At 40.8% G+C, this 23,600-nt stretch carries 19 protein-coding genes; 11 read left to right on the plus strand and 8 right to left on the minus strand.

Annotated elements, in window-relative coordinates; genetic code table 11:
• Positions 1–60 precede the first annotated feature (60 nt).
• From CDH51_RS03275 to CDH51_RS03290, 4 genes are read left to right on the plus strand one after another with little or no spacing between them, the layout of a single operon-like run.
• On the plus strand, positions 61–1,434 hold the full coding sequence (locus tag CDH51_RS03275) for a tetratricopeptide repeat-containing protein (protein WP_100627231.1): 1,374 nt from the start codon (positions 61–63) through the stop codon (positions 1,432–1,434).
• A gap of 23 nt (positions 1,435–1,457) precedes the next feature.
• Positions 1,458–3,488 carry a M3 family metallopeptidase gene (locus CDH51_RS03280; protein WP_100627799.1) on the plus strand — a complete coding sequence of 677 codons (2,031 nt, stop codon included), beginning with the start codon at positions 1,458–1,460 and terminating at the stop codon, positions 3,486–3,488.
• Between the two features lie 19 nt (positions 3,489–3,507).
• The gene (locus CDH51_RS03285; RefSeq protein ID WP_100627232.1) at positions 3,508–4,617 is read left to right on the plus strand and encodes an AI-2E family transporter; all 1,110 of its coding nucleotides are present in this window, start codon (positions 3,508–3,510) and stop codon (positions 4,615–4,617) included.
• Positions 4,598–5,527, plus strand: a complete 930-nt coding sequence (locus CDH51_RS03290) for a tetratricopeptide repeat protein (protein WP_100627800.1) — start codon at positions 4,598–4,600, stop codon at positions 5,525–5,527. The genes CDH51_RS03285 and CDH51_RS03290 overlap by 20 nt, the downstream gene beginning before the upstream one ends.
• On the opposite strand, the gene CDH51_RS03295 is transcribed toward CDH51_RS03290, so the two are convergent.
• The 5 genes from CDH51_RS03295 to CDH51_RS03315 form a co-directional block, all read right to left on the minus strand.
• Positions 5,518–8,430 carry an ATP-binding protein gene (locus CDH51_RS03295; protein ID WP_100627233.1) on the minus strand — a complete coding sequence of 971 codons (2,913 nt, stop codon included), beginning with the start codon at positions 8,428–8,430 and terminating at the stop codon, positions 5,518–5,520. The two genes, CDH51_RS03290 and CDH51_RS03295, sit on opposite strands and share 10 nt — an antisense overlap.
• Positions 8,431–8,559: 129 nt before the next feature.
• Complete coding sequence (locus CDH51_RS03300) at positions 8,560–9,243, minus strand: DUF2490 domain-containing protein (RefSeq protein WP_100627234.1); 684 nt, start codon at positions 9,241–9,243, stop codon at positions 8,560–8,562.
• Positions 9,243–9,833, minus strand: coding sequence for a hypothetical protein (locus CDH51_RS03305; RefSeq protein ID WP_100627235.1), 591 nt, complete (start codon positions 9,831–9,833; stop codon positions 9,243–9,245). The genes CDH51_RS03300 and CDH51_RS03305 overlap by 1 nt, the downstream gene beginning before the upstream one ends.
• 67 nt (positions 9,834–9,900) lie before the next feature.
• Positions 9,901–12,165: an aconitate hydratase gene (locus tag CDH51_RS03310; RefSeq protein WP_100627236.1), complete on the minus strand. Its 2,265-nt coding sequence runs from the start codon at positions 12,163–12,165 to the stop codon at positions 9,901–9,903.
• Between the two features lie 146 nt (positions 12,166–12,311).
• Positions 12,312–13,622, minus strand: coding sequence for a TIGR00366 family protein (locus CDH51_RS03315; RefSeq protein WP_157807032.1), 1,311 nt, complete (start codon positions 13,620–13,622; stop codon positions 12,312–12,314).
• A 96-nt stretch (positions 13,623–13,718) separates the two neighbouring features.
• Between CDH51_RS03315 and CDH51_RS03320 the strand changes: the two genes are divergently transcribed.
• Positions 13,719–15,470: a sensor histidine kinase gene (locus tag CDH51_RS03320; protein WP_100627238.1), complete on the plus strand. Its 1,752-nt coding sequence runs from the start codon at positions 13,719–13,721 to the stop codon at positions 15,468–15,470.
• 6 nt (positions 15,471–15,476) lie between these two features.
• Here the strand turns inward: CDH51_RS03320 and CDH51_RS03325 are convergent, their stop codons facing one another.
• Entirely contained in the window at positions 15,477–16,493 is a 1,017-nt protein-coding gene (locus tag CDH51_RS03325; protein ID WP_317045922.1) for an acyl-CoA reductase, read from the minus strand.
• A 120-nt stretch (positions 16,494–16,613) separates the two neighbouring features.
• Between CDH51_RS03325 and CDH51_RS03330 the strand changes: the two genes are divergently transcribed.
• From CDH51_RS03330 to cas6, 5 genes are all read left to right on the plus strand, one after another.
• A complete protein-coding gene (locus tag CDH51_RS03330) occupies positions 16,614–16,961 on the plus strand; it encodes a 4Fe-4S dicluster domain-containing protein (protein WP_100627239.1) in 348 nt (115 codons plus the stop codon).
• 165 nt (positions 16,962–17,126) lie between these two features.
• Positions 17,127–17,456, plus strand: coding sequence for a DUF3276 family protein (locus tag CDH51_RS03335; RefSeq protein WP_100627240.1), 330 nt, complete (start codon positions 17,127–17,129; stop codon positions 17,454–17,456).
• Between the two features lie 70 nt (positions 17,457–17,526).
• Positions 17,527–18,615, plus strand: coding sequence for an AI-2E family transporter (locus tag CDH51_RS03340; RefSeq protein ID WP_100627241.1), 1,089 nt, complete (start codon positions 17,527–17,529; stop codon positions 18,613–18,615).
• Positions 18,616–18,620: 5 nt separating this feature from the next.
• A complete protein-coding gene (gene ychF / locus CDH51_RS03345) occupies positions 18,621–19,718 on the plus strand; it encodes a redox-regulated ATPase YchF (RefSeq protein ID WP_100627242.1) in 1,098 nt (365 codons plus the stop codon).
• 97 nt (positions 19,719–19,815) lie between these two features.
• Entirely contained in the window at positions 19,816–20,709 is an 894-nt protein-coding gene (gene cas6 / locus CDH51_RS03350) for a CRISPR-associated endoribonuclease Cas6 (RefSeq protein WP_100627243.1), read from the plus strand.
• Between the two features lie 44 nt (positions 20,710–20,753).
• Here the strand turns inward: cas6 and CDH51_RS03355 are convergent, their stop codons facing one another.
• Positions 20,754–21,821, minus strand: a complete 1,068-nt coding sequence (locus CDH51_RS03355; RefSeq protein ID WP_100627244.1) for an acyl-CoA dehydrogenase family protein — start codon at positions 21,819–21,821, stop codon at positions 20,754–20,756.
• 66 nt (positions 21,822–21,887) lie between these two features.
• Between CDH51_RS03355 and CDH51_RS03360 the strand changes: the two genes are divergently transcribed.
• Entirely contained in the window at positions 21,888–22,241 is a 354-nt protein-coding gene (locus CDH51_RS03360; protein ID WP_100627245.1) for a DUF805 domain-containing protein, read from the plus strand.
• 41 nt (positions 22,242–22,282) lie between these two features.
• On the opposite strand, the gene CDH51_RS03365 is transcribed toward CDH51_RS03360, so the two are convergent.
• Positions 22,283–23,569 carry a prolyl oligopeptidase family serine peptidase gene (locus CDH51_RS03365; RefSeq protein WP_100627246.1) on the minus strand — a complete coding sequence of 429 codons (1,287 nt, stop codon included), beginning with the start codon at positions 23,567–23,569 and terminating at the stop codon, positions 22,283–22,285.
• Positions 23,570–23,600: the final 31 nt, after the last annotated feature.

The raw sequence follows: 23,600 nt of genomic DNA on the forward strand, positions 1-23,600 counted from the left end.
CTATAAAAGAAAATCACAATAAAAATTTATATTTCAGATAGTTACATTCATTTTTAACCTATGCCACAAAAGAAAAGATGTTTTGTAGTGATGGGCTTTGGGATCAAGACCGACTACGTCAATGGCAGAAAGCTCAATCTGGATAAATCCTATCGCCTCCTTGTCAAACCCGTGGTTGAATCAAGGGGTCTTGATTGTTTCCGAGCTGATGAGATCCCTCATTCGGGCAATATCGATGTGAAAATGTATCAGGAATTGCTTGAGGCGGATCTAGTCATCGCGGATCTTTCGACGGCCAATCCAAATGCACTCTACGAATTAGGAGTACGCCATGCCTTGAGGCCATTTACCACGATTGTCATTTCCGAGGATAAGTTTGTCAATCCATTTAATCTTAATCACCTTTCCATTTCTAGCTATCAGCATTTAGGAGATGCTATTGATTTTGAAGAAGTTCATCGCTTTAGAGAAGCACTGGGTAAGCTGATTGATACGGTATTAGGGAAAAAGAAAACCGACAGTCCCGTTTATACTTTCTTAAACTCATTGGTACCTCCCAAGGTGCAGGAGCAAATAGATGCTGCAATTGGCCGGGCAAAAGCTGCACAAACCCCACAAAAGGCATCAGAGAATTTGGGAGTAGCTACTTCCTTGCTGATTCAGGAGGCAGAAGATGCAATCGAGGTGAAAGAGTTTGCAAAGGCAAAGCAGCTTTTTGAGACCGTAAGAACCCTTTCAGGGGAAAAAAACGATAGTTACATCATCCATCGATTGGCATTTTGTACTTACAAGGCAGCCCTTCCCGATACCGTTTCTTCCTTGCATAAGTCGCTCGATTTATTGAATTCCATCAATTTGGCCCATACGAATGATGCTGAAACAGTTTCTCTGGCAGGAGCAGTTGAGAAAAAGTTATACGAGGTGGGTGAAGGGAATCAGCATTTGGAAAATGCGATTTTATATTATCAGCGAAGTTACTACCTGCTTAATAATCGATATAATGGTGTAAATCTCGCCCTGACCTTACTCTATCGAGCTACTTCGAATATTGCCACTAATGATCAGGAGAGGATTGCAGATCTGGTTTTTGCACGGAGGACCTGGCAGCGAGTACTATTTCTCTGCGAACGAGATTGGCCGATAATCAATCAAAAAGAAGCCGGAGATCTCCAACGGATGCAAAATGGGAATAAGGACGGCCAAGAACTCAAAGAATACTATCAAGCAGAAAAATATTGGATTCAGGTCAACAAAGCAGAGGCTAGTTATGGCTTGGGGGATTTCGAAACCTACCGCATTGCTTTAGCGGAAGCTGAAAAAATCCCACATCATCCCTGGCAAGTTGACAGCTTTCATCAACAAATGGATAAATTAGCAGTCGAATTGAAAAAAGTGGGGCATTTACTTGAACCCAAATGGGAGGCTCCTGATTAACCTATAAAAAAGACTCGATGAATATGAATAATCCTTTATTGGACAAATTTGAAGCACCTTTTGAAACAGCACCATTTAACCAAATCAAGACTGAGCACTTCCTGCCCGCTATCCAAAAGTCAATCGAACTTGCCAAGGATGAAATAAAAGCAATCAAAGCTGCCCCTCTACCAACTTTTGAAAATACTATTGAAGCTTTGGACCGGGCTGGGGAAAAGCTTGGAGTGATTGCAGGAATATTTTTCAATCTGAATTCTGCAGAAACCAATGAGGAGATCCAAAGGCTTGCAAGGGAGATTTCCCCACTTTTGACAGAGCATTCTAATGATATCCTATTGGACAAGGCACTCTTCGAACGAGTTGAGCAGGTTCATTCTCAAAAAGAGCAGCTTGACTTGAGCCCGGAACAAGAGACGCTTTTGTCAAAGACTTATAAGTCTTTCGTGAGAAATGGAGCAAATCTCAATGAGGAAGACTCTCAAAAGCTTCGCAAAATCGATCAGGAACTGGCTCAGCTTTCTCTGAAATTCGGAGAGTATGTGCTAGCTGAAACCAATCGATATGTGCGATTTGTAGAAAATGAATCCGAGGTAGCGGGACTTCCGGATAGTATCAAAGAGGCTGCAGCACAGACTGCTGAAGAAAAGGGAAAAGCAGGACAATGGGCATTTACGCTGGATTATCCATCTTATGTCCCGGCCCTGACTTATTTAAAAAACCGTGAATTGCGTAAAGAACTTTTCATCGCCTACAACACCAAATCTTCTAAAGGCGATGAATTGGATAATAAATCGGTGATAAAGGATATCCTCCAACTTCGCTATGAACGAGCCAAACTACTCGGCTATCAATCACATGCTCATTTCGTGCTGGAAGAGCGGATGGCAAAAACTCCAAAAGAGGTATTGGAGTTTCTGGAAAACTTGCTAGAAAAAGCAAAACCTAAAGCAGAAGAAGATGTATCTGAAGTAGCGGCTTTTGCCAAAAAACTGGATGGAATCGAAAGATTGGAGCGATGGGATTTTGCCTACTACTCCGAGATGCTCAAAAAGGAAAAATATGAGTTGGATGATGAGCTACTCCGCCCCTATTTTCAATTAGAGAAGGTCGTAGATGGAGTATTCCAAACTGCCGGAAAGCTATACGGGATTCAGTTTACACCAAACAAGGACATTCCTGTTTACCATTCAGATGTGACAGCCTATGAAGTCAAAGATCGAGATGGAAAGCATCTAGCTGTATTTTATGCAGATTTTTTCCCTCGGGCTGGAAAGCGAAATGGCGCTTGGATGACTAGTTACAAGGGCCAATATCAATTAGGAGGAAAAGATCACAGACCCCATGTTTCCATTGTCTGCAACTTTACCAAACCAACCAAAACTAAGCCTAGCCTCCTGACCTTCAATGAGGTAACGACTTTGTTTCATGAGTTTGGACATGCGCTGCATGGCATGCTAGCAAAAAGTAATTACTCTTCTCTTTCCGGTACGAGCGTGTATTGGGATTTTGTGGAATTACCATCCCAGATTTTTGAAAACTGGTGCTACGAAAAAGAATGCTTGGACCTCTTCGCGGTTCACTTTGAAACTGGAGAAAAAATCCCTCAAGAATTAATCGATAGAATCAAAAAGGCCGCAAACTTCCAACAAGGCTATCAAACTGTCCGTCAGATCAGTTTTGGACTTTTGGATATGGCGTACCATCATCAGGTTCCATCCAAAATCGAAGATATAGCAAGCTTTGAAAAGGATGTCATGGAAAAGACGGACTTACTACCAAAAGTACCAAACACCCTTATGAGTACGGCCTTTTCACATATCTTCCAAGGAGGCTATTCTGCTGGTTATTACAGTTACAAATGGGCTGAGGTACTAGATGCGGATGCTTTTGAGTTGTTTTTGGAAAAAGGAGTCTTCGATCCTGAGACTGCCGAATCCTTCGCTAAAAATATCCTTTCAGCAGGTGGAACAGAACACCCTTCCAAACTTTACCAGCGATTTAGGGGAAGGGAACCCAAACCAGATGCCTTATTGAAAAGGGCAGGTCTGATTTAAATAGCAAAACCTAAGCATCATGAATATGAAGAAAAGAGGAATCTGGGTCCCAGCCTACGTAAAGGCACTTTTGGTAATGATTTTCATCATTGTGACGGTTTTCTTTTTAATCGTTGGAAAGAGCATTTTGGTACCGCTGTTTATGGGAGGATTTTTCGCCATTCTCTTCACTCCGATCAGTAATTGGCTCGAGTCAAAAAAAGTCCCTCGCACCCTATCCTCTTTTATTTCTCTTTTGATGATGACGCTCGTAGTCGGAGGACTTTTATATTTCATAATTGGGAATGTAGCTGCCTTCTCTAATGACTTTGATAATGTATCGGATAAAATATCCAACTATGCCCATGATTTAGATGAATGGACGAATTCAACCCTAGGGATGGATTTTGCCATCCAAGAGAAAGCGGATCTGCAATACATCAAAAATATTCTTGACGAGAATAGTTCAAGCATCTCCAATTTTGCGCTGAAAACAGTGGGCTCTTTATCGGGAATTATTTTGATTCCTGTTTTTATGTTTTTTCTGCTTCTCTATCGAGACCATCTAGCGCAAATGATGATTATGATCTATCGAGATCATGATCCTACTCTGGTTAAAATGCGAATTACAAGCCTTCGAAAAGTCATCCAGCACTACATCGTTGGTGTGGGGAAGGTGATGATCATTTTGGCGATCTTGAATGTGTCAGCCTACACCGCTCTAGGAATCAAGCACGCCATTTTTTTCGGGGTATTAGGTGCCATTCTTAACATCATTCCTTACGTAGGTCCTTTCTTTGGAGTACTTCTTCCGATCGTTTATTCATTTCTGACCAAAGACAGTCTATTCTACCCGATTGCTGTTCTGGTCATTTATCAGATTATCCAAGTGATCGAGGGAAATTTCCTTACCCCAAAAATCGTCGGAGGGAATGTCAATCTCAATGCCTTTATCACCTTCTTGGGCCTCCTGATAGGCGGAACCATCTGGGGAGTAGCTGGAATGATCTTGGTCATACCTACCCTGGCGATTCTAAGAGAAATATTTGATCTGAGTGAGGAAACAAAGCCGTTCGCATTTATGTTGGGCGAAGATAAAAGTGATAAAAAGGAAAAGCCCAAACCAAAAGATGAGATACCTGCAGATTAGTTTTTTGCTGATAGGATTCCTATTCGCAGTTTCCTGTGATACGGATGAGGATAAAAAAGGTCGTTTTCTACTAAAAGGAAATGAAAAGCTAGATGAAAACGACCCTCGATCTGCCATTCAGTTTTATACCGAAGCACTTTCAATTGACTCAACTTATGGAGACGCCTGGTACAATAAGGCTATGGCCCATATCCAGCTAGGTCAATTTCAGGAAGCAACATTGGATTTTTCTGAAGCCATTCGATACCTAGAGGAGAAGGATCAAGCCTATTTTCAGAGAGGCCTAGCCTACTTGGATAATGGTGAATTTTACAAAGCCCGAGAAGATGCCCTTTGGATGCAGGAGAATCAGGCGGAGAATTGGGAAGGATTCTTCTTGGGAGGATTGGTTTTTGAAAAACTCGGCGAGTTTGACAAGGCTATCGATTCCTTTGGGAAAGCCTTAGAGCTAAACCCTGAAAATAGCGACCTGCTCGTGAATCAGGCTACAATTTTTTACTACCAAAAAGACTTCTCAAAAGCTGATTCATTGCTGGATAAAGCCCAAGAAATCAACCCTTTGGAGCCGAATCTTCATAATGTCAAATCGTTGATTGCCTTTGAAAAAGGAAACTACCAAGAAGCTCTTGAGGACGTGGAGAAAGCTATTTCATTGAATACCTCCCAGCCTTATTTTTATAATAATAAAGGTCTTTATCTCTTGTATTTGGGAGATCTGGAGGAAGGAATAGAGTTTATCAACCGAAGTTTAAAAATGAAGGAGGACAACCCATTTGCTATTCGCAATAAGGGTATTTATTATGTCTTGAAAGAGGATATTATTTCAGCTAGGCAACTTCTAGACCCTCTGTACAAAGACTATCCAGAAATGGAATTATTAGAGGAATATTATCTGAAAGCTCAGAATTGATGGCTTTTTGCGGAAACCACTTCTTTGATTGCCTTCAATAGTTCTGCTGCGTCAATCGGCTTCGCTACAAATCCATCAAATCCACTGGATTCAATTCGCTCCATGATTTCAAGCTTTGCTGCGGCTGTAAGGGCTATAATCGGGATATCTTTTATAGCCTTGATGCGCTCAGTAGCTTCAAAGCCATCCATGACCGGCATTTGGATATCCATCAAAATACAATCGTAATTTTTGGATTGAACTGCATCCACTGCCAAGCTTCCATTGGGTACTCTGTCGTAGGTGTAGCCCCACTTCTTAATGATTTTGCCCAAGACTAGTGCATTCACGTCATTATCCTCCGCCATCAAAAGATGCAGCGTAGAAAAATCACGGTTAAATCCATTAAGGATTACTCCTTTGGGAGTTTGATCTTGATCAAGTTCAAATTCCATATCAAAATAGAAGACAGATCCTTTTCCTACTTCGGACTCCAGGGAAATGTTTGATCCCATGAGTTTCAAAAGTCTTCGGGTTATAGATAGCCCAAGGCCTGTGCCTCCATATTTTGAATTGAAACTAGGCTTAACTTGATCAAAATCGTTAAAAATTCTTTCCTGATGCTCTTTTGCAATTCCTACTCCTGTATCCTGCACCTCAAAATGAATCTTGATTCGATCTCCTTTTTGTCCCAAGAATTTAGCTCTAACATCTACCTGACCTTCATGGGTAAACTTCAAAGCATTGGTAATCAGGTTATTTAGAATTTGAGAAAGACGGGTTTTATCGCTCTTTACGATCACATTGAGATTAGGATCTATATCGAGATTCAATTGATTCTTACTATCTCTAGCGTGGAAAGCAAGTCCTTTCAAGACTTGGTTGATCGTTTCCGAAAGATGGAAAGGAGCATTTTCTATGGATAATTTACCTGCTTCTATTTTTTGGAAATCGAGCAGATCATTGATCATGATGATCAAGTTATCCACTGCAAAACTGATTGTCTGAAGCGTGTTCAACTGGGAATCAGTTGGATTCTCTTGTTTCAACGAATAGACAGATCCCGAAATGGCATTCAAAGGAGTGCGAAGCTCGTGACTAATCATTGATAAGAAGTCTGACTTGATTTGACTCGCCTTTTCAGCAGTTTGACGGGCATCATCCAATTTGGACTCAAACTCTTTTTGATTGCTTATGTCAGTCAGGTAGCCGTACCAAACCATATCCCCATTTTCCAAAACCTGAGGACGGGCTGCACCCATGACCCATCTGAATCCGCTTGGCTCCTTCTCATCTCTAACTCGGAATTGACACTGCCAAGGCTCCAGCTTACGAGCAGAAGCCACAGTACTCATGACCAGATTTGGAATATCTTTCGTGTGTACCTTAGTAAGGGCTGAGGTGATATCGTTGAATTCTTCGATTTCTGACTCGGATATTCCAAGAACAGATGAAATTCCCTTTGATAGGAATGAGAAATTCATTTTCCCATTTTGATCCAAAACCAACTGGTATAGCCCACCAGGCACTTGTTCGGTCAAGTTGATCAAGAAATTGCTACTCTCCTCCAGCGTTTTCTCAAGGGAACTCTTCTCAGTAACATCTTTGAATGAATATATCCGATAGGAGTCCTTAGCTGTCTGATGCAGCTTGCAGGATAATTCTAAAACTACAGATTTACCGTTTGGAAAGCTCGCCTCTCCAAGCCATGGTTTGATTTCATTGCCATCCTGATGAGAGGCAAACCAAGATTGCAATAGACTACATTCTTCAAAAACTTGACAGAGGTCATCCAAACTCTTAATCTCAAAATCTTCAGTATGAAGCAGGTTTGAAAAAATCTGGTTTTGGAAAAAAAAGTCTCCGTCTCCTTTTACAACCAAAATAGGCTCGGCTGACAGTTCGAGGAAGCTTTTGAATAAATCCTTTTCATCTTCAAGAAGCTTTTGGGAAGTTTCGTCAATCAAGGCACCAACCCAAAGATCCTTTCCATCAGCTCCTTCCTCTTTATTCATCAAAAGACTAAAAAATCGCTGCCCCCAAGCAAATTTCTTTTCTACCTTATCGATGTTGATACTTTCTTCGGAAATAGACTTGATCTTCTCCAAGAGCGACTTTCGATCCTTTTTGGAAGAAATCCCAAATTTTGAGAGGCTTTTTTTATCCCAGTCGATCTTATGTTCAGTAGCATCAAAATGAAAGGCAACAGCTGGTCCGTGGATAGCCGCCTTTTGCTGAAGCTCCAGTTCTTTTTTAATGGCTTCCTTCTCAGCCAAGCTTTCCGATACATCCCGAGCTATCAAATTGAAGTTATTCTCAGAAAACTGAACAGAGAATTCCAAATATCTGAATCGCCCATCTTTTCCTTTGATCTTAGCATGGAAAAAGGTTTCCATTTGCTGAGCTTTCCCCTTTTTCCAAATCTTCCTAACCCTTGTCAGATCATCCGGATGAATCAGGTAGCAAAGATCTCCCTGCAATAATTCCTCCGCATGGTAACCAAGTACGGGAAGCACAGCAGGATTGAGATAGGTTAAATAATCATGCTTTCCGACAGCCAATAAATCCAGCTGACGTTTGAAAAATTGCTGAATCTCAGGTCCTGAAGGAAGGCCTTTTGCTTTCAATTCCTTGCCTTTGTAAAAAAGAAAATAATTTGTCCCTGCATCCTGTGGCAGTTCTAGCCGAAAAGAAAACTCACGACCATCATGAACTAGCTGAAGCTCCTCTTTGAAAATATAATTGCTAATATCTAAGCCCAATCCTATGAGGCTTTTATCATTCAGATTAGAGCCGATGGATTCTTCAAAGGATTCATTGGAGTAGAAAATACTATAAGGATAGGTATCATCAGCCAAAAACACCATCTCTGATGACTCAAAGATGAGCTTTTTGAACGTGCTGTTGATCCCTTTTTCTTTCATTTTTGACAGGATGGACGACTTAAAGGCTAAATTTTCTTGATTTGGGTGATTAAAAGCCTAATCGAGCCGTAAACATACAGCAATTTGCATTTCATAGCAAATTTTTTACTTTTCAAATCAAATATTTTTCTAAAAATTTACAAAATATCCGATTTTTGCCCATAAGCGAGTTCGAAAGCCATCCCGAAAGAATCCGTCTGTCCGGTAATCAATGCTATATTCCAGTTTTTGCTGTTTGGAGATCAGCTTTCCTATTGTGGTAACTAAGCGGTTTTCTATGTCAAAATCTCCTCCTTGGAGTGAAAAAATCGGTTCGTTTGACAAGACCAAGTAGTATTCACCTGGGTCCAAATCTTCTCCCTGAAGTGGAATATCAACAGCCAAGCGGTAGCGAAGTCTAAATTCTGTAGCTTCTCCATCCGTAAAAGTTTGGTCAGTTCGGAATCGATGAGCAATACGAAAGGTTCTGTTTCTGTCTAGAAAGGCAAATTGCTGAACCACACGAAAAGCATTTGCTCCATCTTGGAATCTATAAAAAATACCACCAGCAACACTGCTGACTGGACTGAGTGACCAACTATAAAAAGACATCAAGTCTGTCCGATAGTGTCTAAACTGCCAGCGCTCAGACTCCTCATCCAGATTTCTGAAAATTATCTCCTGATTTTCTACTTTGAAGTTTAGCTTTTGTCCATTTTTAAGGCTTTTCGTAGCAGCAAACTCAGGGAAAAATCCAGTAAAAAACACATGTTCTTGGGCCTTTGATAGATTTACAAAACCCAGCATCAATGAAATCAATACTAATTTTCGCATCAAAAAATCAAATTATCCATTATCCTAACTTCTACTTCTTGCTGAGAGATAAATGCGCCGGTGTGATCAAAAAGCCCTTCCCAAAACTTACTAATCTCCCCTTTTAGCTTTCCGGTGTATTCAAGTTCATACCTGATAACTATTCCTTCATTTTCGTCTTCATCAAAAAAATCTTCCAAATCATCGCTTTCACCCGAATATTGAATTTGTAGGCGATTTATTTTATAATCTTCAAACTCAGACTGTAAATAGTCTGTAATACTAGCCCGAATAGACTCATCTAGCTCCTCAAAGGGAATTTCAATCTCTACATCTACAATTGCTCCAAGGGTATCAAATTTTACGCTATGGAATCTTTTATCCCACCAAAACTTTCCCTCATAAGCTCTGCCTTCATTTGAAAACTCCTCATACCATTTTACTTTCTTCTTCCCTTCAAAGGCATCGTTCAGCCAGTCAACAGCCGCCGAAGGGACATCCTTTTTTTTGACGCCTTTCTCTTGTTCGATTTTCTTTTGAGCAAATGAAACTCGAGGGAGCGCAAGGATTAAAACGCCAAGGAGTACTATTCTTAAGATTGGATTTATCATTTTCTCTAAAATAAAAAAACCGTTACCAAAGATTGGCAACGGTTAATTTTTTATAAGGTTTTTAAGCTTAAAGTATTCCTGCCTTGATCAAATTTAAAGCAGAACCTGCCTTAAACCATTCAATCTGACCTTCATTGTAGGTATGATTTACAAGGAACTCATCCTTAGTTCCATCGGCATGAGTTAGAACAACCGTAAGTGGTTTGTTTGGTGCGAACTCAGTCAAGCCTAAGATATCAATGGTATCATCTTCCTGAACTTTGTCATAATCAGCTGGATCATCAAAAGTCAAGGCAAGCATTCCTTGCTTCTTAAGATTGGTTTCATGGATTCTGGCAAATGATTTGACCAAAATGGCTCTAACTCCCAAGAATCTAGGCTCCATAGCCGCATGCTCTCTTGAAGAACCCTCTCCATAGTTTTCATCACCAACTACTACAGTTCCGACACCCTCTTCCTTGTAATGCCGTTGTGTAGCAGGTACCTCTCCATATTCACCTGTGATTTGATTCTTAACCTTGTTGGTTTCGTCGTTGTAAGCATTTACAGCTCCGATCAACATATTATTGGAAATATTATCCAGGTGACCTCGGAATCGCAGCCAAGGACCAGCCATGGAAATATGATCTGTAGTACACTTACCTTTTGCCTTAATAAGCAATTTGAGGCCTTTCAGGTCAGTTCCTTCCCATGCAGGGAATGACTCCAATAGTTGAAGTCTGTCTGATTTTGGATCGACAATTACATCAACTTGAGAACCATCCTCAGCAGGAGCCTGATATCCAGCATCTTCTACTGCAAATCCTTTGGTAGGCATTTCCAAACCTCTTGGCTCATCTAGTCTTACTTCTTTCCCCTCTTCATTGATTAATGAATCAGTCATTGGGTTGAAAGTCAAATCCCCTGCAATGGCCAAAGCCGTCACCACTTCTGGAGATGCCACGAAAGCATGAGTATTCGGATTACCATCTGCACGCTTCGCAAAGTTTCTATTGAAGGAAGTAATAATGGAGTTCTTTTCTTGCTTTTCAGCTCCATGACGTGCCCACTGACCGATACAAGGTCCACAGGCATTTGCAAGGACTACTCCTCCCATTTTACCGAAGGTGCCCAAAAATCCATCTCGCTCTACCGTATATCTCACCTGCTCTGAACCAGGCGTAATGGTAAATTCGGATTTAGCGACCAATTTCTTGTCCACAGCTTGCTGTGCCAAAGACGCTGCCCTGGAAATATCCTCGTAGGAAGAGTTGGTACAAGACCCGATCAAACCAACCTCTAGTTTAGCCGGCCAGTTGTTTTCCTTAACGGCAGCAGCAAACTTAGAAAGTGGCCAAGCCAAATCTGGCGTGAATGGTCCATTGACATGTGGCTCAAGCTCTGAAAGGTTGATTTCAATCAATTGATCAAAGTATTGCTCAGGGTTTACATATACCTCATCGTCTCCTGTCAAGTGCTCAGCGATACCATTGGCCAATTCAGCGATATCAGATCTGCCTGTACCGGAAAGGTAGGCAGCAGATTTTTCATCATATCCGAAAATGGAAGTGGTGGCACCGATTTCAGCACCCATATTACAGATGGTTCCTTTACCCGTCGCAGAAAGAGAGCGGGCTCCTTCACCAAAATATTCTACAATCGCTCCAGTTCCTCCTTTTACGGTAAGAATCCCAGCAACTTTAAGGATTACGTCTTTTGCTGAAGTCCAACCTGACATTTTTCCGGTCAGCTTCACACCGATCAATTTTGGAAATTTCAGTTCCCAAGGCAAACCAGCCATCACGTCACAAGCGTCTGCACCACCTACACCGATCGCGACCATACCTAGACCACCAGCATTAGGTGTGTGAGAATCTGTTCCAATCATCATACCTCCCGGGAAGGCATAATTTTCTAAAACCACCTGGTGAATAATACCGGCTCCTGGCTTCCAAAATCCAATTCCATATTTATTGGATACAGAGGCCAAAAAATCATAAACCTCTTTGTTTTTATCGTTTGCTTTCTGGAGATCTTTCGCTGCACCTACTTCCGCCTGAATCAGGTGGTCACAGTGAACTGTAGAAGGTACAGCTACCTGGTCTTTACCAGCTTGCATAAACTGCAAAAGGGCCATCTGTGCAGTGGCATCCTGCATAGCTACTCGATCGGGCTGAAAATCCACATACGATTTTCCCCGCTCGTAAGCTGCCGTGGCTGGCCCGTCAGAAAGGTGAGAATACAAGATTTTTTCAGTCAAAGTCAAGGGTTTCCCTACAGCCTTACGAGCTGCAGCAATACGCTCCGGATACCGGGCATATACCTCTTTGATCATTTCAATATCAAAAGCCATTTAATTGGATTTTAGGTGGATAAAAGGTTCTAAATTATTAGAGCAAATATAGGAATTTAGGTCAAAAATCGGAAACCAACCAAATAGCGAAAGAAGCTGTCTATCCTTATTTGAAACCAATCCAAAGAGTGCAGCTCATTGGTTTTTTAGGAGAAAAAGAAGAAAAGGCAAAACATCAGGTAAATGAACCCTCCCAGAAAAAGCCAAGCCGTATATCGAATCAATTGAGATGCTTTGATTCCTGTAATTGCCAATAGTGGCAATGCCCAAAATGGTTGAAGTAAATTACTGATTTGATCTCCGTAGGCAAAGGCTAGAATACTCTTCGCAGGATCAATCCCCAAGGCCTGAGATGCCTGCATGATGATCGGGCCTTGAACAGCCCACTGCCCACCGCCCGATGGGATCAAAAGGTTGACAAAGGCGGCTGAAAACAAGGTAAAGACGCCCAAGAGATCTGAATTTGCATTATCTACAAAAAGAGAGGCCAACAAATCAATCATGCCTGATTGAGTCACCATTCCCAAGATTCCAGCATAGAAAGGAAACTGAATAAAAATATCTGTGGCGCTTTTGATTCCTTCCCCCACCGCTTCACTGAACCTATTCAAGTCTCGATAGACGAAAAGCGTAAAACCGAAAAGTAGAAAATTCACCAAGTTAAGGTTTAGAAAACCTAATCCAGAACCTGATTCAGACCATATCAAGGAAATGAAAACCAGTAGAAAAAGGAGACCTACTATCATGCCTTTGGACAGGAAACCTCCCACCGGAATAGGACGGAGAGGATGGCTATATTTTGGTTTTTCTACCGTTTGATTTTTTGAATTGAGCCATAGAAGTATGAAAAGAAAAACCACCACCAAACCTCCGGTAATCAGCAAATTTTCTAAAGAGAAAATGGTTCGGTCTACTGTCACTTGACCGATGGAATCTCTTAAAAAATGATCTTCCTCTGCTACTTTTAAGGTAGCTGACCCTGAAAGACCTCCGTGCCAAACTGCCATTCCCAGATACCCGGCCGATGCTAAAAGTGCAGAATTACAGGCTATCGACTTTTCTTCCATCGCCAATGAAACAAACCTCGCCAGCAACGCTCCGACCACAAGACCAAAGCCCCAATTTAACAATCCAGCACCCATGGTAATTAGGGCTGTGAATAAAACAGCCTGAAGAGAAGTATTGGGTATTTTGGATATTTTCTTCAAAAACGAATGAACTGGTTTAGCCAAGGCCAAGGCATAGCCAAAAACCAAAATAATCATCATTTGAAGGGTGAATTCCAAAAGACTAAAAAAACCATCCTTCCAGGAAAATACGGTTTGCTGAATACTTGAAAGAAAATCATTCCCATTTTTCAGCGACAGGATTACAGCCCCAGCAAACACAAAAACTGTCAAAATAAGTACGATATCAAAGGGGCTTGGGAAAGGGAAGCCTTTTGTGTTTTTTTTCAATACCAAATAGTTTCGGAGTTAGAAATATTTACTGTAATATTAGCTGATAATCACTCAAAACAAAAAGGAAAGGGTTCCCCAAGACGACCTAAATCGATGGATTTTAGCTTTAATGCATTTTCTGTTTCCTTGATAATCAGCAGCTTGGCTGTAATGGGTATATCGGCTTCAATCGCATTTCGATTGGATACCACTACCCGATGGATAGCCATGACCATGTTTTTCATCACAGTTTGGGGATTTTTTTATGGGTTGGAACTTGCTTCCACCACTTTAAAGGACATGTTACTCTGGATCAATTTTGAGTACATCGGAATCTCTTTTGCACCCGCCTTGTGGCTGATTTTCACCTTGAAATATACCGGATATCGAAATTGGGCAAAGCCACCGGTGCTGATTGGTTCATTTACTATTCCAGCAATCACCCTTTTGATGGTTATATCAAATGGACTTCATGGACTTTATTATGAAAAAACGTTTCTAGTCCTCGACGGTCCTTTTCCTGTCATGGGAATGGAGAAAGGGCCTTACTACATCATTCATGTAATTTACTCCTACGCTGCATTCTTACTTGGAACGATAATTCTTTGGAGACGCTTCGAAAAAGCTGATCCACTATTTAAGAATCAGACAAAACTCCTGATCGCTGCGGGTGCTTTTCCAATAGTTTTCAACCTCTTTTATCAGACAGGGGTAATCAAGCCTTTTGGCTATGTGGATTTAACCCCCTTTGCCTTTTTATTTACTTATTTAGTGTTAGGGATAGCAATTCTACGATATGGGCTTTTCAGTATCAAGCCCATTGCACAAGGCAAAATCATGGAAGCGCTGACGAAAGGCGTGCTGGTATTTAATAGCTCCAATAAAGTGGTTGATTTTAACCCTACGGCTAGAGCCTTCTGTGCTGAACCTAAGAAAATTAGAATTGGAGCTACTCTTGAGAGTATTTTCTGGAAAGAAAAAGCAATCCTTGAGCTATTCAATAGTTTTGAGCAAAAGTCTATCGTCCACAAACCAAGCTTTGGGGATACAACAATCCGAGTTGAAATAATTCCTATCAGAGATAAGGAAATGGATGACTTGGGAAATATCCTGCTGATCGATGATATCACAGAAGAGATCAAAACCAATCAGCAATTACAGAAGCAGAAAGAAGATCTTCAGCAACTGAATGATTTGAAAGATAAGTTTTTTAGTATCATATCTCATGATCTAAAGGGACCCATCTTCGGAGTCAAGGAACTTGTTCATATGACACAAACTGGCCTCATCAGTCAAGAAGAATTTCTAGATATGATGCCTGAAGTGTCTAAAAATATGGAGCAGGTCGCCATTTTACTGGAAAACCTGCTGGCTTGGGCTTCGAGTCAGATTCGTGGTGAACAGGTAGATATTCAGCAGTTTGACATATTGCCACTGGTCAACCAGCAAAAGAAACTTTTGAGTCGCCTAGCAGAGGACAAGAAAGTCAAAATTGATATAGATATCGAAGAGTCAATAAGAGTCTCGGCGGATCGAAATATGATTGATTTGGTGCTCCGAAACTTAATAACCAATGCCATAAAATTTTCTCGGGCAGGAGATCGTATTTTATTAAGTGCTTCTAGAGAAAAATACCAAGCAAAAATCTGTATCAAGGATTCTGGAGTTGGAATCAGCAGAGAGAATATTCAAAAGATTCAACAAGGTGAATCCTTCACTACCAGAGGTCTAAACAATGAGACTGGAACCGGTCTGGGACTAGTTCTTGTCAGAGAATACATTTTTAAGAATAAAGGAAAACTTGAAATAGAAAGTGAAGAAGGCAATGGAAGTACTTTCTGTGTGTATTTACCGCTAGCAGATTGATTCAATCTACAAACTGAGTAAAAACTTCAGTGTATCCTCGCCATCAGCGTAATCTTCCGGACCTGGACTCTGAGCTTTCCCGAAAGGAATGGCTCCTTTAAAAACTTCCGTATTTCCTACGACGCATTGAATTTTATCCAACTGACTGGAAATAAGCCGCTCCAATTCCTCCATCCCATCATACACTTCATAAAACAGCACCGAAATAGGTGATACTAGTTGTGAATCCTGCTTCAGAAGTAGAAATCCATTATCAAGGTGAGGCTCATTATTGACCAAATAGATGGATTTATTGTATTCATAATTATTATGGTACTTGTGATGGTCAGCAACAGATGCATACACTTCCCAGAGCCCGAGCACCCTCTGAAGAGTGTCAGCATTAGGAACAAAAACCTTAGATACATTTCTACATCCCAGTCCAAAATATAAAAACACATCTTTACCCAAATCCAGAATCTCCTGATCAGTTTCTTGACCAGTCAAAATGGCTACAGAAGTCCTGTTCTGACGTATGAGAGAGGGATATTTTCCAAAATAATAATGAAAGTACCTGGATGAATTATCACTTCCGGTAGCGATGTAAGCATCCTTAGCTTTTAGCATCTCAGATATTTGAATATTGGACTCGAAGGAAGGCTCTAAAATGATGAGTTGATCAATCAGCCACTTCATCAAAACCGTGTCAGCAGAACTAAGCTTGGCACTGATCGTCTGACCTGATAGCAAGACGCAGGCTAAATCATGAAAACCCACTGCCGGAATATTACCAGCCATCAAAACTCCCACATCTTTGGATGCTCCCTCTGTCGGAAGGTTATATTTTTCCAACCAAGCCCGAATTGACTTTTCCTCAAGCATAAAGGCTAAGCCTTCGAAAGCCCGTTTACAGTTTTCCAGCGTAAACCAATTGTTTTGATTTTGCGCTCGGTAAAACAATTCGTTTTCTTCTTCTTTAAGTAAATCTTGGATTTTGTGCCCTAGTTGGACAAAGGCTTGGATACGTCTTTCTGGAGAAATCATCTTACAAATTTACCAGATTGCGGTAAACTGGATAGAATTATTTTAAATTAGTTAGCATGACAACTTTTTTTTGTGGGTCTGTGTTTCCCTTGTTAATTTTGGGAATAAATTTCGATTAATATGGCAATTATGATTACGGACGAGTGCATCAACTGTGGTGCCTGCGAGCCAGAATGTCCAAATACAGCAATTTATGAAGGTGGAGTAGAATGGACTTGGGGAGGAGGAACTTCTCTCAAGGAAGTGACTTTACCGGATGGCACTGTAGTAGATGCTAATGAAAAGCAAGAACCTGTTTCAGATGAGTTCTACTACATCGTCACTGAAAAATGTACCGAGTGCAACGGTTTTCATGAGGAACCTCAATGTGCGGCAGTCTGCCCTGTGGACTGTTGTGTAGACGATCCTGAGCACCGAGAGAGCGAAGACGAGCTCTTGGCCAAGAAAGCATTTTTGCATGCAGAATAAAGGGAGGTTTAGCCTCCTTTTTTCATTTGTTTCTGATAAACAGCAGTTTATTACCTTTTTTTGACCATTTCTAAAAAATTTTTATTTCAATCCTTTGAAAACTAGGAAGGCTTTTGCCTATCTTAGTTGCAAATAAATACCCAGCACCAAAAAATTAATTGAATTGTGGAAGATCGAAGAGGTTATGATCGGGAAGATATTTTCTCGAAAAAAGTAAAAGCAGGTAAACGTACTTATTTTTTCGACATCAAAAGTACCAGAGGAAATGATTATTACCTGACTATCACTGAAAGTAAGCGAAAAACAAACGGAGATTCTTTTTCTTACGAAAAACACAAAATCTTTCTTTACAAGGAAGATTTTTTCAAGTTTGCAGAAGCGCTTAACGAATCTATAGAGCATGTAAAAAATGAACTTCTCCCAGATGTGGATTTTTCTCAGTATGAAAACGAAGAAGAGGAAAACAGCTATCGGGATGAACTCCGATGGGAGTAAGTTTTGATTGAGTTTGTTTCAAAATTTGAAATAGTATATTAGAGGAGGCTTTGGCCTCCTTTTGTGTTGTATGCAGCGTTTTTTTATATATCTGATTTTATTCATTGCAGTCTTTCTGCTTTTCGGTTGGTATTTCTCCAATATCACCCTCTACCTGATTTTATCTCTTATCCTGGCAGCCTTACTGAGACCTCTTACCAACCGGCTCAACGACTTCCATGTCATGGGACAGCATATCCCAAGATGGACCGCCATTTTGGTTTCTTACATCGCCATTATTTTATTTTTAGTATCCATTGGACTGCTATTTTTCCCACTGATTAATAATCAAATCTCCATCCTGAGTTCGCTTGATTATGAAGAACTCTACGAACAGGCCAAGATCCCTATTTCGAGGCTGGAAGACTGGCTGATCAATTTCCAGCTGATAGATTCTCCGCGTGGCGAGTTATTTGATCAGATTCAAAAAGCCCTGCTGGAAACCATAGCAGGGATAGATATAGGAAAATTCATCAGCTCGATTATCAATACAGCAAGTAGTCTATTTATTGGACTTTTAGCAGTTGCCTTTATCACTTTTTTCCTTTTGTTGGAAAATGGACTTTTCAGAAGAAATGTATTGAATCTCATACCGAATCCATACTTTGAACTTTCTGTAGCCACATTTACTAAAGTCGAAAAATTACTATCCAATTACCTGACAGGCCTATTTATTCAAGTCATAGTGATTTTTTCGATAGCAAGTCTAGGGCTCACTTTTGCAGGAGTAGAATACGCACTGACTATAGCCCTTTTTGCTTCAGTAGCTAATTTGATCCCATATGCAGGCCCGATTTTAGGTGCAAGTTTTGGAATAATCGTAGGAATATCTACCGGAGACTATGCAGGAAGTACAGAGATCAATTATCTCATTTTCAGAATCTTGTCTGTATTTGCCGTGGTTCAGATTACGGACAACATACTTTTACAACCGCTGATTTTCTCAAAATCCGTCAAAGCGCATCCCCTTGAAATATTTGTTGTTATCTTTGCCGGAGCAAAAATAGCCGGGGTTCTGGGGATGATTTTCGCCATCCCTGTTTATACGATTTTCAGGGTTTCGATCATGGAATTCTACCAAGGCTATCGCTCCTATCAAATATTCAAAATCAAATCCTAGAATAAATGGCATTACAATGTGGCATTGTAGGACTACCCAATGTAGGTAAGTCCACTTTGTTCAACGCACTCTCGAGTGCCAAAGCCGAAGCGGCAAATTTCCCCTTCTGTACCATCGAACCAAACGTCGGTGTAGTAACTGTTCCTGATAAGCGACTCAATGTACTCGAGGAGCTTGTTAATCCTCAGCGTGTATTGCCTACGGTAATTGAGTTTGTCGATATCGCGGGCTTGGTAAAGGGTGCGAGTAAAGGTGAAGGATTGGGTAATAAATTCCTGGCAAATATCCGTGAAGTTGACGCGATCATTCATGTGATTCGATGCTTCGAAGATGAAAACATTGTCCATGTAGCCGGTAGCGTTGATCCGATTTTTGACAAGGAAGTCATTGATACGGAGCTCCAATTAAAGGATTTGGAATCCATCGCTAAAAAAATTGCCCGGATCGAAAAGGTAGCCAAATCCGGTGATGCCAAAGCGAAGAAAGACCTAGAAATACTTCTAAAATTCAAAGAAGGACTAGAAAGCGGCTTAAATGCCCGGGCAATCGAGGTTGAAAAAGAAGATTTGGAAGCAGTCCGTGATCTTCACCTACTGACCATCAAGCCGGTTCTTTATGTAGCCAATGTAGATGAATCCAGTATTCTCACAGGTAACAAATACGTCGAAACACTTCGGGAAAAGGTAAGTGAAGAAAATGCTGAAGTCATTGTACTCTGTGCAGCGATTGAATCACAAATTGCAGAATTCGATGATCCTGAGGAAAAGTCTCTTTTCTTATCTGAATACGGTCTAGAAGAAAGCGGACTGAATAGACTCATCTCTGCCGCTTATTCACTTTTGGATTTGATCACTTATTTCACAGCTGGCCCTCAGGAAGTACGTGCCTGGACCATCAAAAAAGGCTGGAAAGCACCACAAGCTGCAGGAGTAATCCACACTGATTTTGAGCGTGGATTTATCAAGGCAGAGGTAATCAAACTAGCCGATTACCAGCAATTTAAGTCCGAGGCTGGATGTCGTGAAAACGGGAAAATAGCCATTGAAGGGAAGGAGTACATTGTAAAAGATGGAGATATAATGCATTTTAGGTTTAATGTTTAACATTTTTTCAAAAAAAATTGTACTTTTGCCTTGCTTATCCACCCAAAATTGCGTTTAGTATTTTATAAATAATTGTCTCATTTATTTTTAAAACATCGTGAGAGTTAGATTAATATTTTCCTTAAAAAACAAAGGCTCCTATTTGCCTTTCCACCACCAGTACATCTTAGCCCAATTTCTAAAAGGCCTTATTGTCAAAGGTGGTCGAGAAGAATTCTTCAATTACAATTACTTCAACTTCTCTGGACTGAAAGGTCAGACCAAAGTAAGTAGAAGTGGACTGCACTACTATTCCAGTCTGGTCACCCTGGTCCTCTCCTCCCAAAGTGAGGATTTTATGGACTACCTGCTGGAGCAAGTTTTCGCTACTCCAAAAATTGAATTGGGAAATCTCATCTTATCGCCTGAATACACTGAGCTCGAAAACGAACCAGAGCTAGAGACTTCAAATAAGTTTGTGTGTATTTCTCCTCTTGTATTGATCACCCCTGCATTCAATGAGGAAATTGGCAAGAGATTCATCAGCCCTGACAGTGACGAATTCTCTGATCTTCTATACGAATCAACATTGACTCGAATGGAAAGATCAGGATGGTATACGCCAGAGCAAATGGAGTCCTTCTACAAGTTTCAAGTTGTACCAGATATGAACTACGTAAACAAGCTGAAAGAACAGCAGAAAAAGTTTGCGAGGATTTATTCTGTGTATGATATGGATGTCAAATACGAAGTGAGAGGATACACCCTACCATTCACCTTGTATGCTGCTCCAGAAGTTCAGGATTTTGTTTTCAAGTGCGGACTTGGAGCATTTACTCACAAAGGATTTGGTATGCTAGATTTGGCCAATCATCCTTCAGGGACTCGTACCACGACTTACAAATTCAAGCGTGAGGGTTTTGTTCCTTACCGACCTACAGAAAGAGTCAGACAGAATGTGGCTCCATCTGAAGAAGGTGAAGAAGAAAACACTCAAGAAAGCGACGATTAAAATAATCGAATCCCCAATCTCAACAGGTTGGGGATTTTTTTTGGCTAAAATGGAAATGTCAGCAAAGAGTGCTGACTGACGGTATAAAAATCTCTCCAGACCCGATTCAACTCCGAATTTGGATCAGCTGCATGTAAACCTGCAAAAGGATAAAGTAATGCATTACTTTCCCGGCAGAATTGAGTCATAGTCCGACAGACCCGACTTAAAGACTCCAAGCTAGACTCACTTATAAATCCTGATTTGCTGAGTTCAGATTCAGCTTGATCCACGCTAGAGTAGAATTCCGATCGAAATAAATTCAATTGCTCCGCGGTTTTTTTAGCCTTTTCTTCAAAGAATTCAATTTTCTTTTGATTGAATGGTTTTAGTTCATGCCTATACCAAAAAGACTCATTTATCAAAGATTGAAGATGCTGTGTGATTCCAAGGATGTTGGCTGAAAGTGTAGCCTCTGCAAATTGTAAAAAAGGAAACCGGTAGATTGGGTTTTCAAGCTTAACCTGATCAGGCACAATTTCAAAGCATCTAGCTCTTGGAACTTTCAATCCTTTTGCTGAAAAGGCATGGCTCCCTGTAGCAACCATTCCCATATATTTCCAACTGTCCAATATCTCCACCTCCGCTCTTTTGAGTAGAAAGGCTTTTACGATAGGAGCTCCATTTACTGATACGATTGGTTTTCCCTTTTCATAAATCTCACAATTGGCTGTGAAATGCGTGGCATGAGTAGCTCCGGATGCATAAGTCCATTCCCCAGTAATTTCATACCCATTCGGCACTAATTCAGCTTTTCCTCCTACAAACCCACTACCAGCCAAACAGACTTTGGGATTCTCGAATACCTCATTTCTCAGCTGCTCTTCCATGAACCCGACAAACCAACCTGCTCCTGCACAAAGAGTCACAGTCCAACCCAAGCTTCCGTCCATCTTGGCTAGTCGCTCTTCTATTTTTAAAGCTTCTGCTAGACCCAATTCCAAGCCATCAAGATCTTGGGGAACAAAGAGTTTAAACCACTTCTGAGCATAAATTTCTTCAAGCCATTCCGGCAGAAGTGCCCCAAGATTCTCAGCTTTTTTCGCCTGTTCGGCGGAAAATATATAATCCATTTCCTTCCAAAAATTAGCAATCAGGCTTCATTTTAAACATTTTGCCTATTACCGTGTTTAATAGTTATGAAATCCATCTTAAACACCGAAGGTAGAATATCAAGAAGAAAATATTTAAGCCTTTTCATCTTTTTTTATTTTGTGAATTTAATCTGTTTAGCCAAAGCTTTCGAGGCTTATCAATTGGAGGCTTGGATTTCCTTTTATGCTTTTGGGACTCTTCTCATAGGATCGATCGTTTTACTCTTAGTTCAAGCTATTCGAAGATTGCATGATATCGGGCTAGACTGGAAATATTCCCTATACCTATTAATTCCACCACCCGTCAACTTTTTCGGGTTTGTGTGGCTAGCTTGGGAAAAAGGTGAAAAAGGACCAAATCAATATGGTCCTGATCCAAGAAAAACCGATGTAGTCTAGCCTGTCATTTCAAATTAATGCTAGCTAAAGCTTAGTGCATTTTAGTTTTTTTGGCCGGCGAGCCATTCCATGATTGTGACTGGCTTTCCGTCCATCATTACTTGAGAGCCATCAAAGTCTGTTCTTGCAGTATTTGCATGAGAATAGATCCAAGACCAATGGCCATTATAGCGAAAATCCTCTCCGCCAAAGAAGCCGGTAATATCGGTTACATTGTCATAGTAAGAGAAAACTACATTTTTTGCTCCGGCATCTTTTAGCCTTTTGTAGAGCGGTACGACAGTTTCGTCTGGCTTGGTCGTCTGATCATCTTTCGAATGAACAAACCAGATGGGAACATTCTTAATTTCTTTGATTTGCTGATCGCTAACAAACTCATTGTGGTAAGCTAAGGCACTGATATATCCTGCAGCAAAGTAATCCGGATGCTCCAAAATCAGCTTTAAAGACATGTACCCTCCATTTGAACATCCACCTACGTAGATTCGAGAGGCGTCGATAGAAGGATTATTTTTTACAAAATCATCAATCAAAGCAAAAAGTGCTTCATTGTAAATATCGTTCGTCTGACCTCGGGTCATCCCTTCTGAAGCCTGCATCCAAAAAGTGGGAGCCTGCGGAACCAATACGGCCGCCCCACCAAAAAGCGCTTGGATCTCAGGAGATGCATAGTTAAAAGCCTTATTTCCCATGAGTGCAATGGTGGGATCAGTTCCTCCTTCCCCACCTCCGTGCAGCCAGATAATCAGTGGAATCTTTCCCTCCACTTGCTCTGGTATCCAGGAGGCATAAGAAAGAGTAGTCGATTGATGTGTAAACTGACCTTCGAGGTCAAATTCATCTACAATTGGTCTTATCCTTTCCGACTCATTATTCCAAATAGTCCCACTTGGCTGATGAATGATTTGAAGCTGATAATCAATCCAAAAATTTCCACCCCTATTTCCCACTCTCATATATTGAATGGGTGACCCTAGAGGCATATTTGGAGCGACAGATAGTACTAGGGTAAGATGATTACCTTCTTCTAGTCGATTTCCTTTGGCATCAGAAGGATAAGACAGGATAATATTTCGCTTTCCATAACTCTGAGTAGGTGGGATTTGACCATCCGTCGAACTTCGAGTTACAAAAATCTCAAAATCATTAGCCTTATAGTTTTCTGGACTTTCATCCAATGGCAAAATCACTTTACTGACAGCCGGACCCCAATCAAAGCCATCAATAATGATTGAATAATTCTTAGTCTCGGTGTTTTTTTGGGCTTTGGCAAAAAAGGCCGTGAAAGAAAAAAGGACGAATAGGATGAGGAAGAGAGGTTTTTGCATGATTGGGTTATCGGATAATTTTTTGACTTTT

It is taken from the genome of Algoriphagus formosus, assembly GCF_002807035.1.
Lineage (GTDB): Bacteria > Bacteroidota > Bacteroidia > Cytophagales > Cyclobacteriaceae > Algoriphagus > Algoriphagus formosus.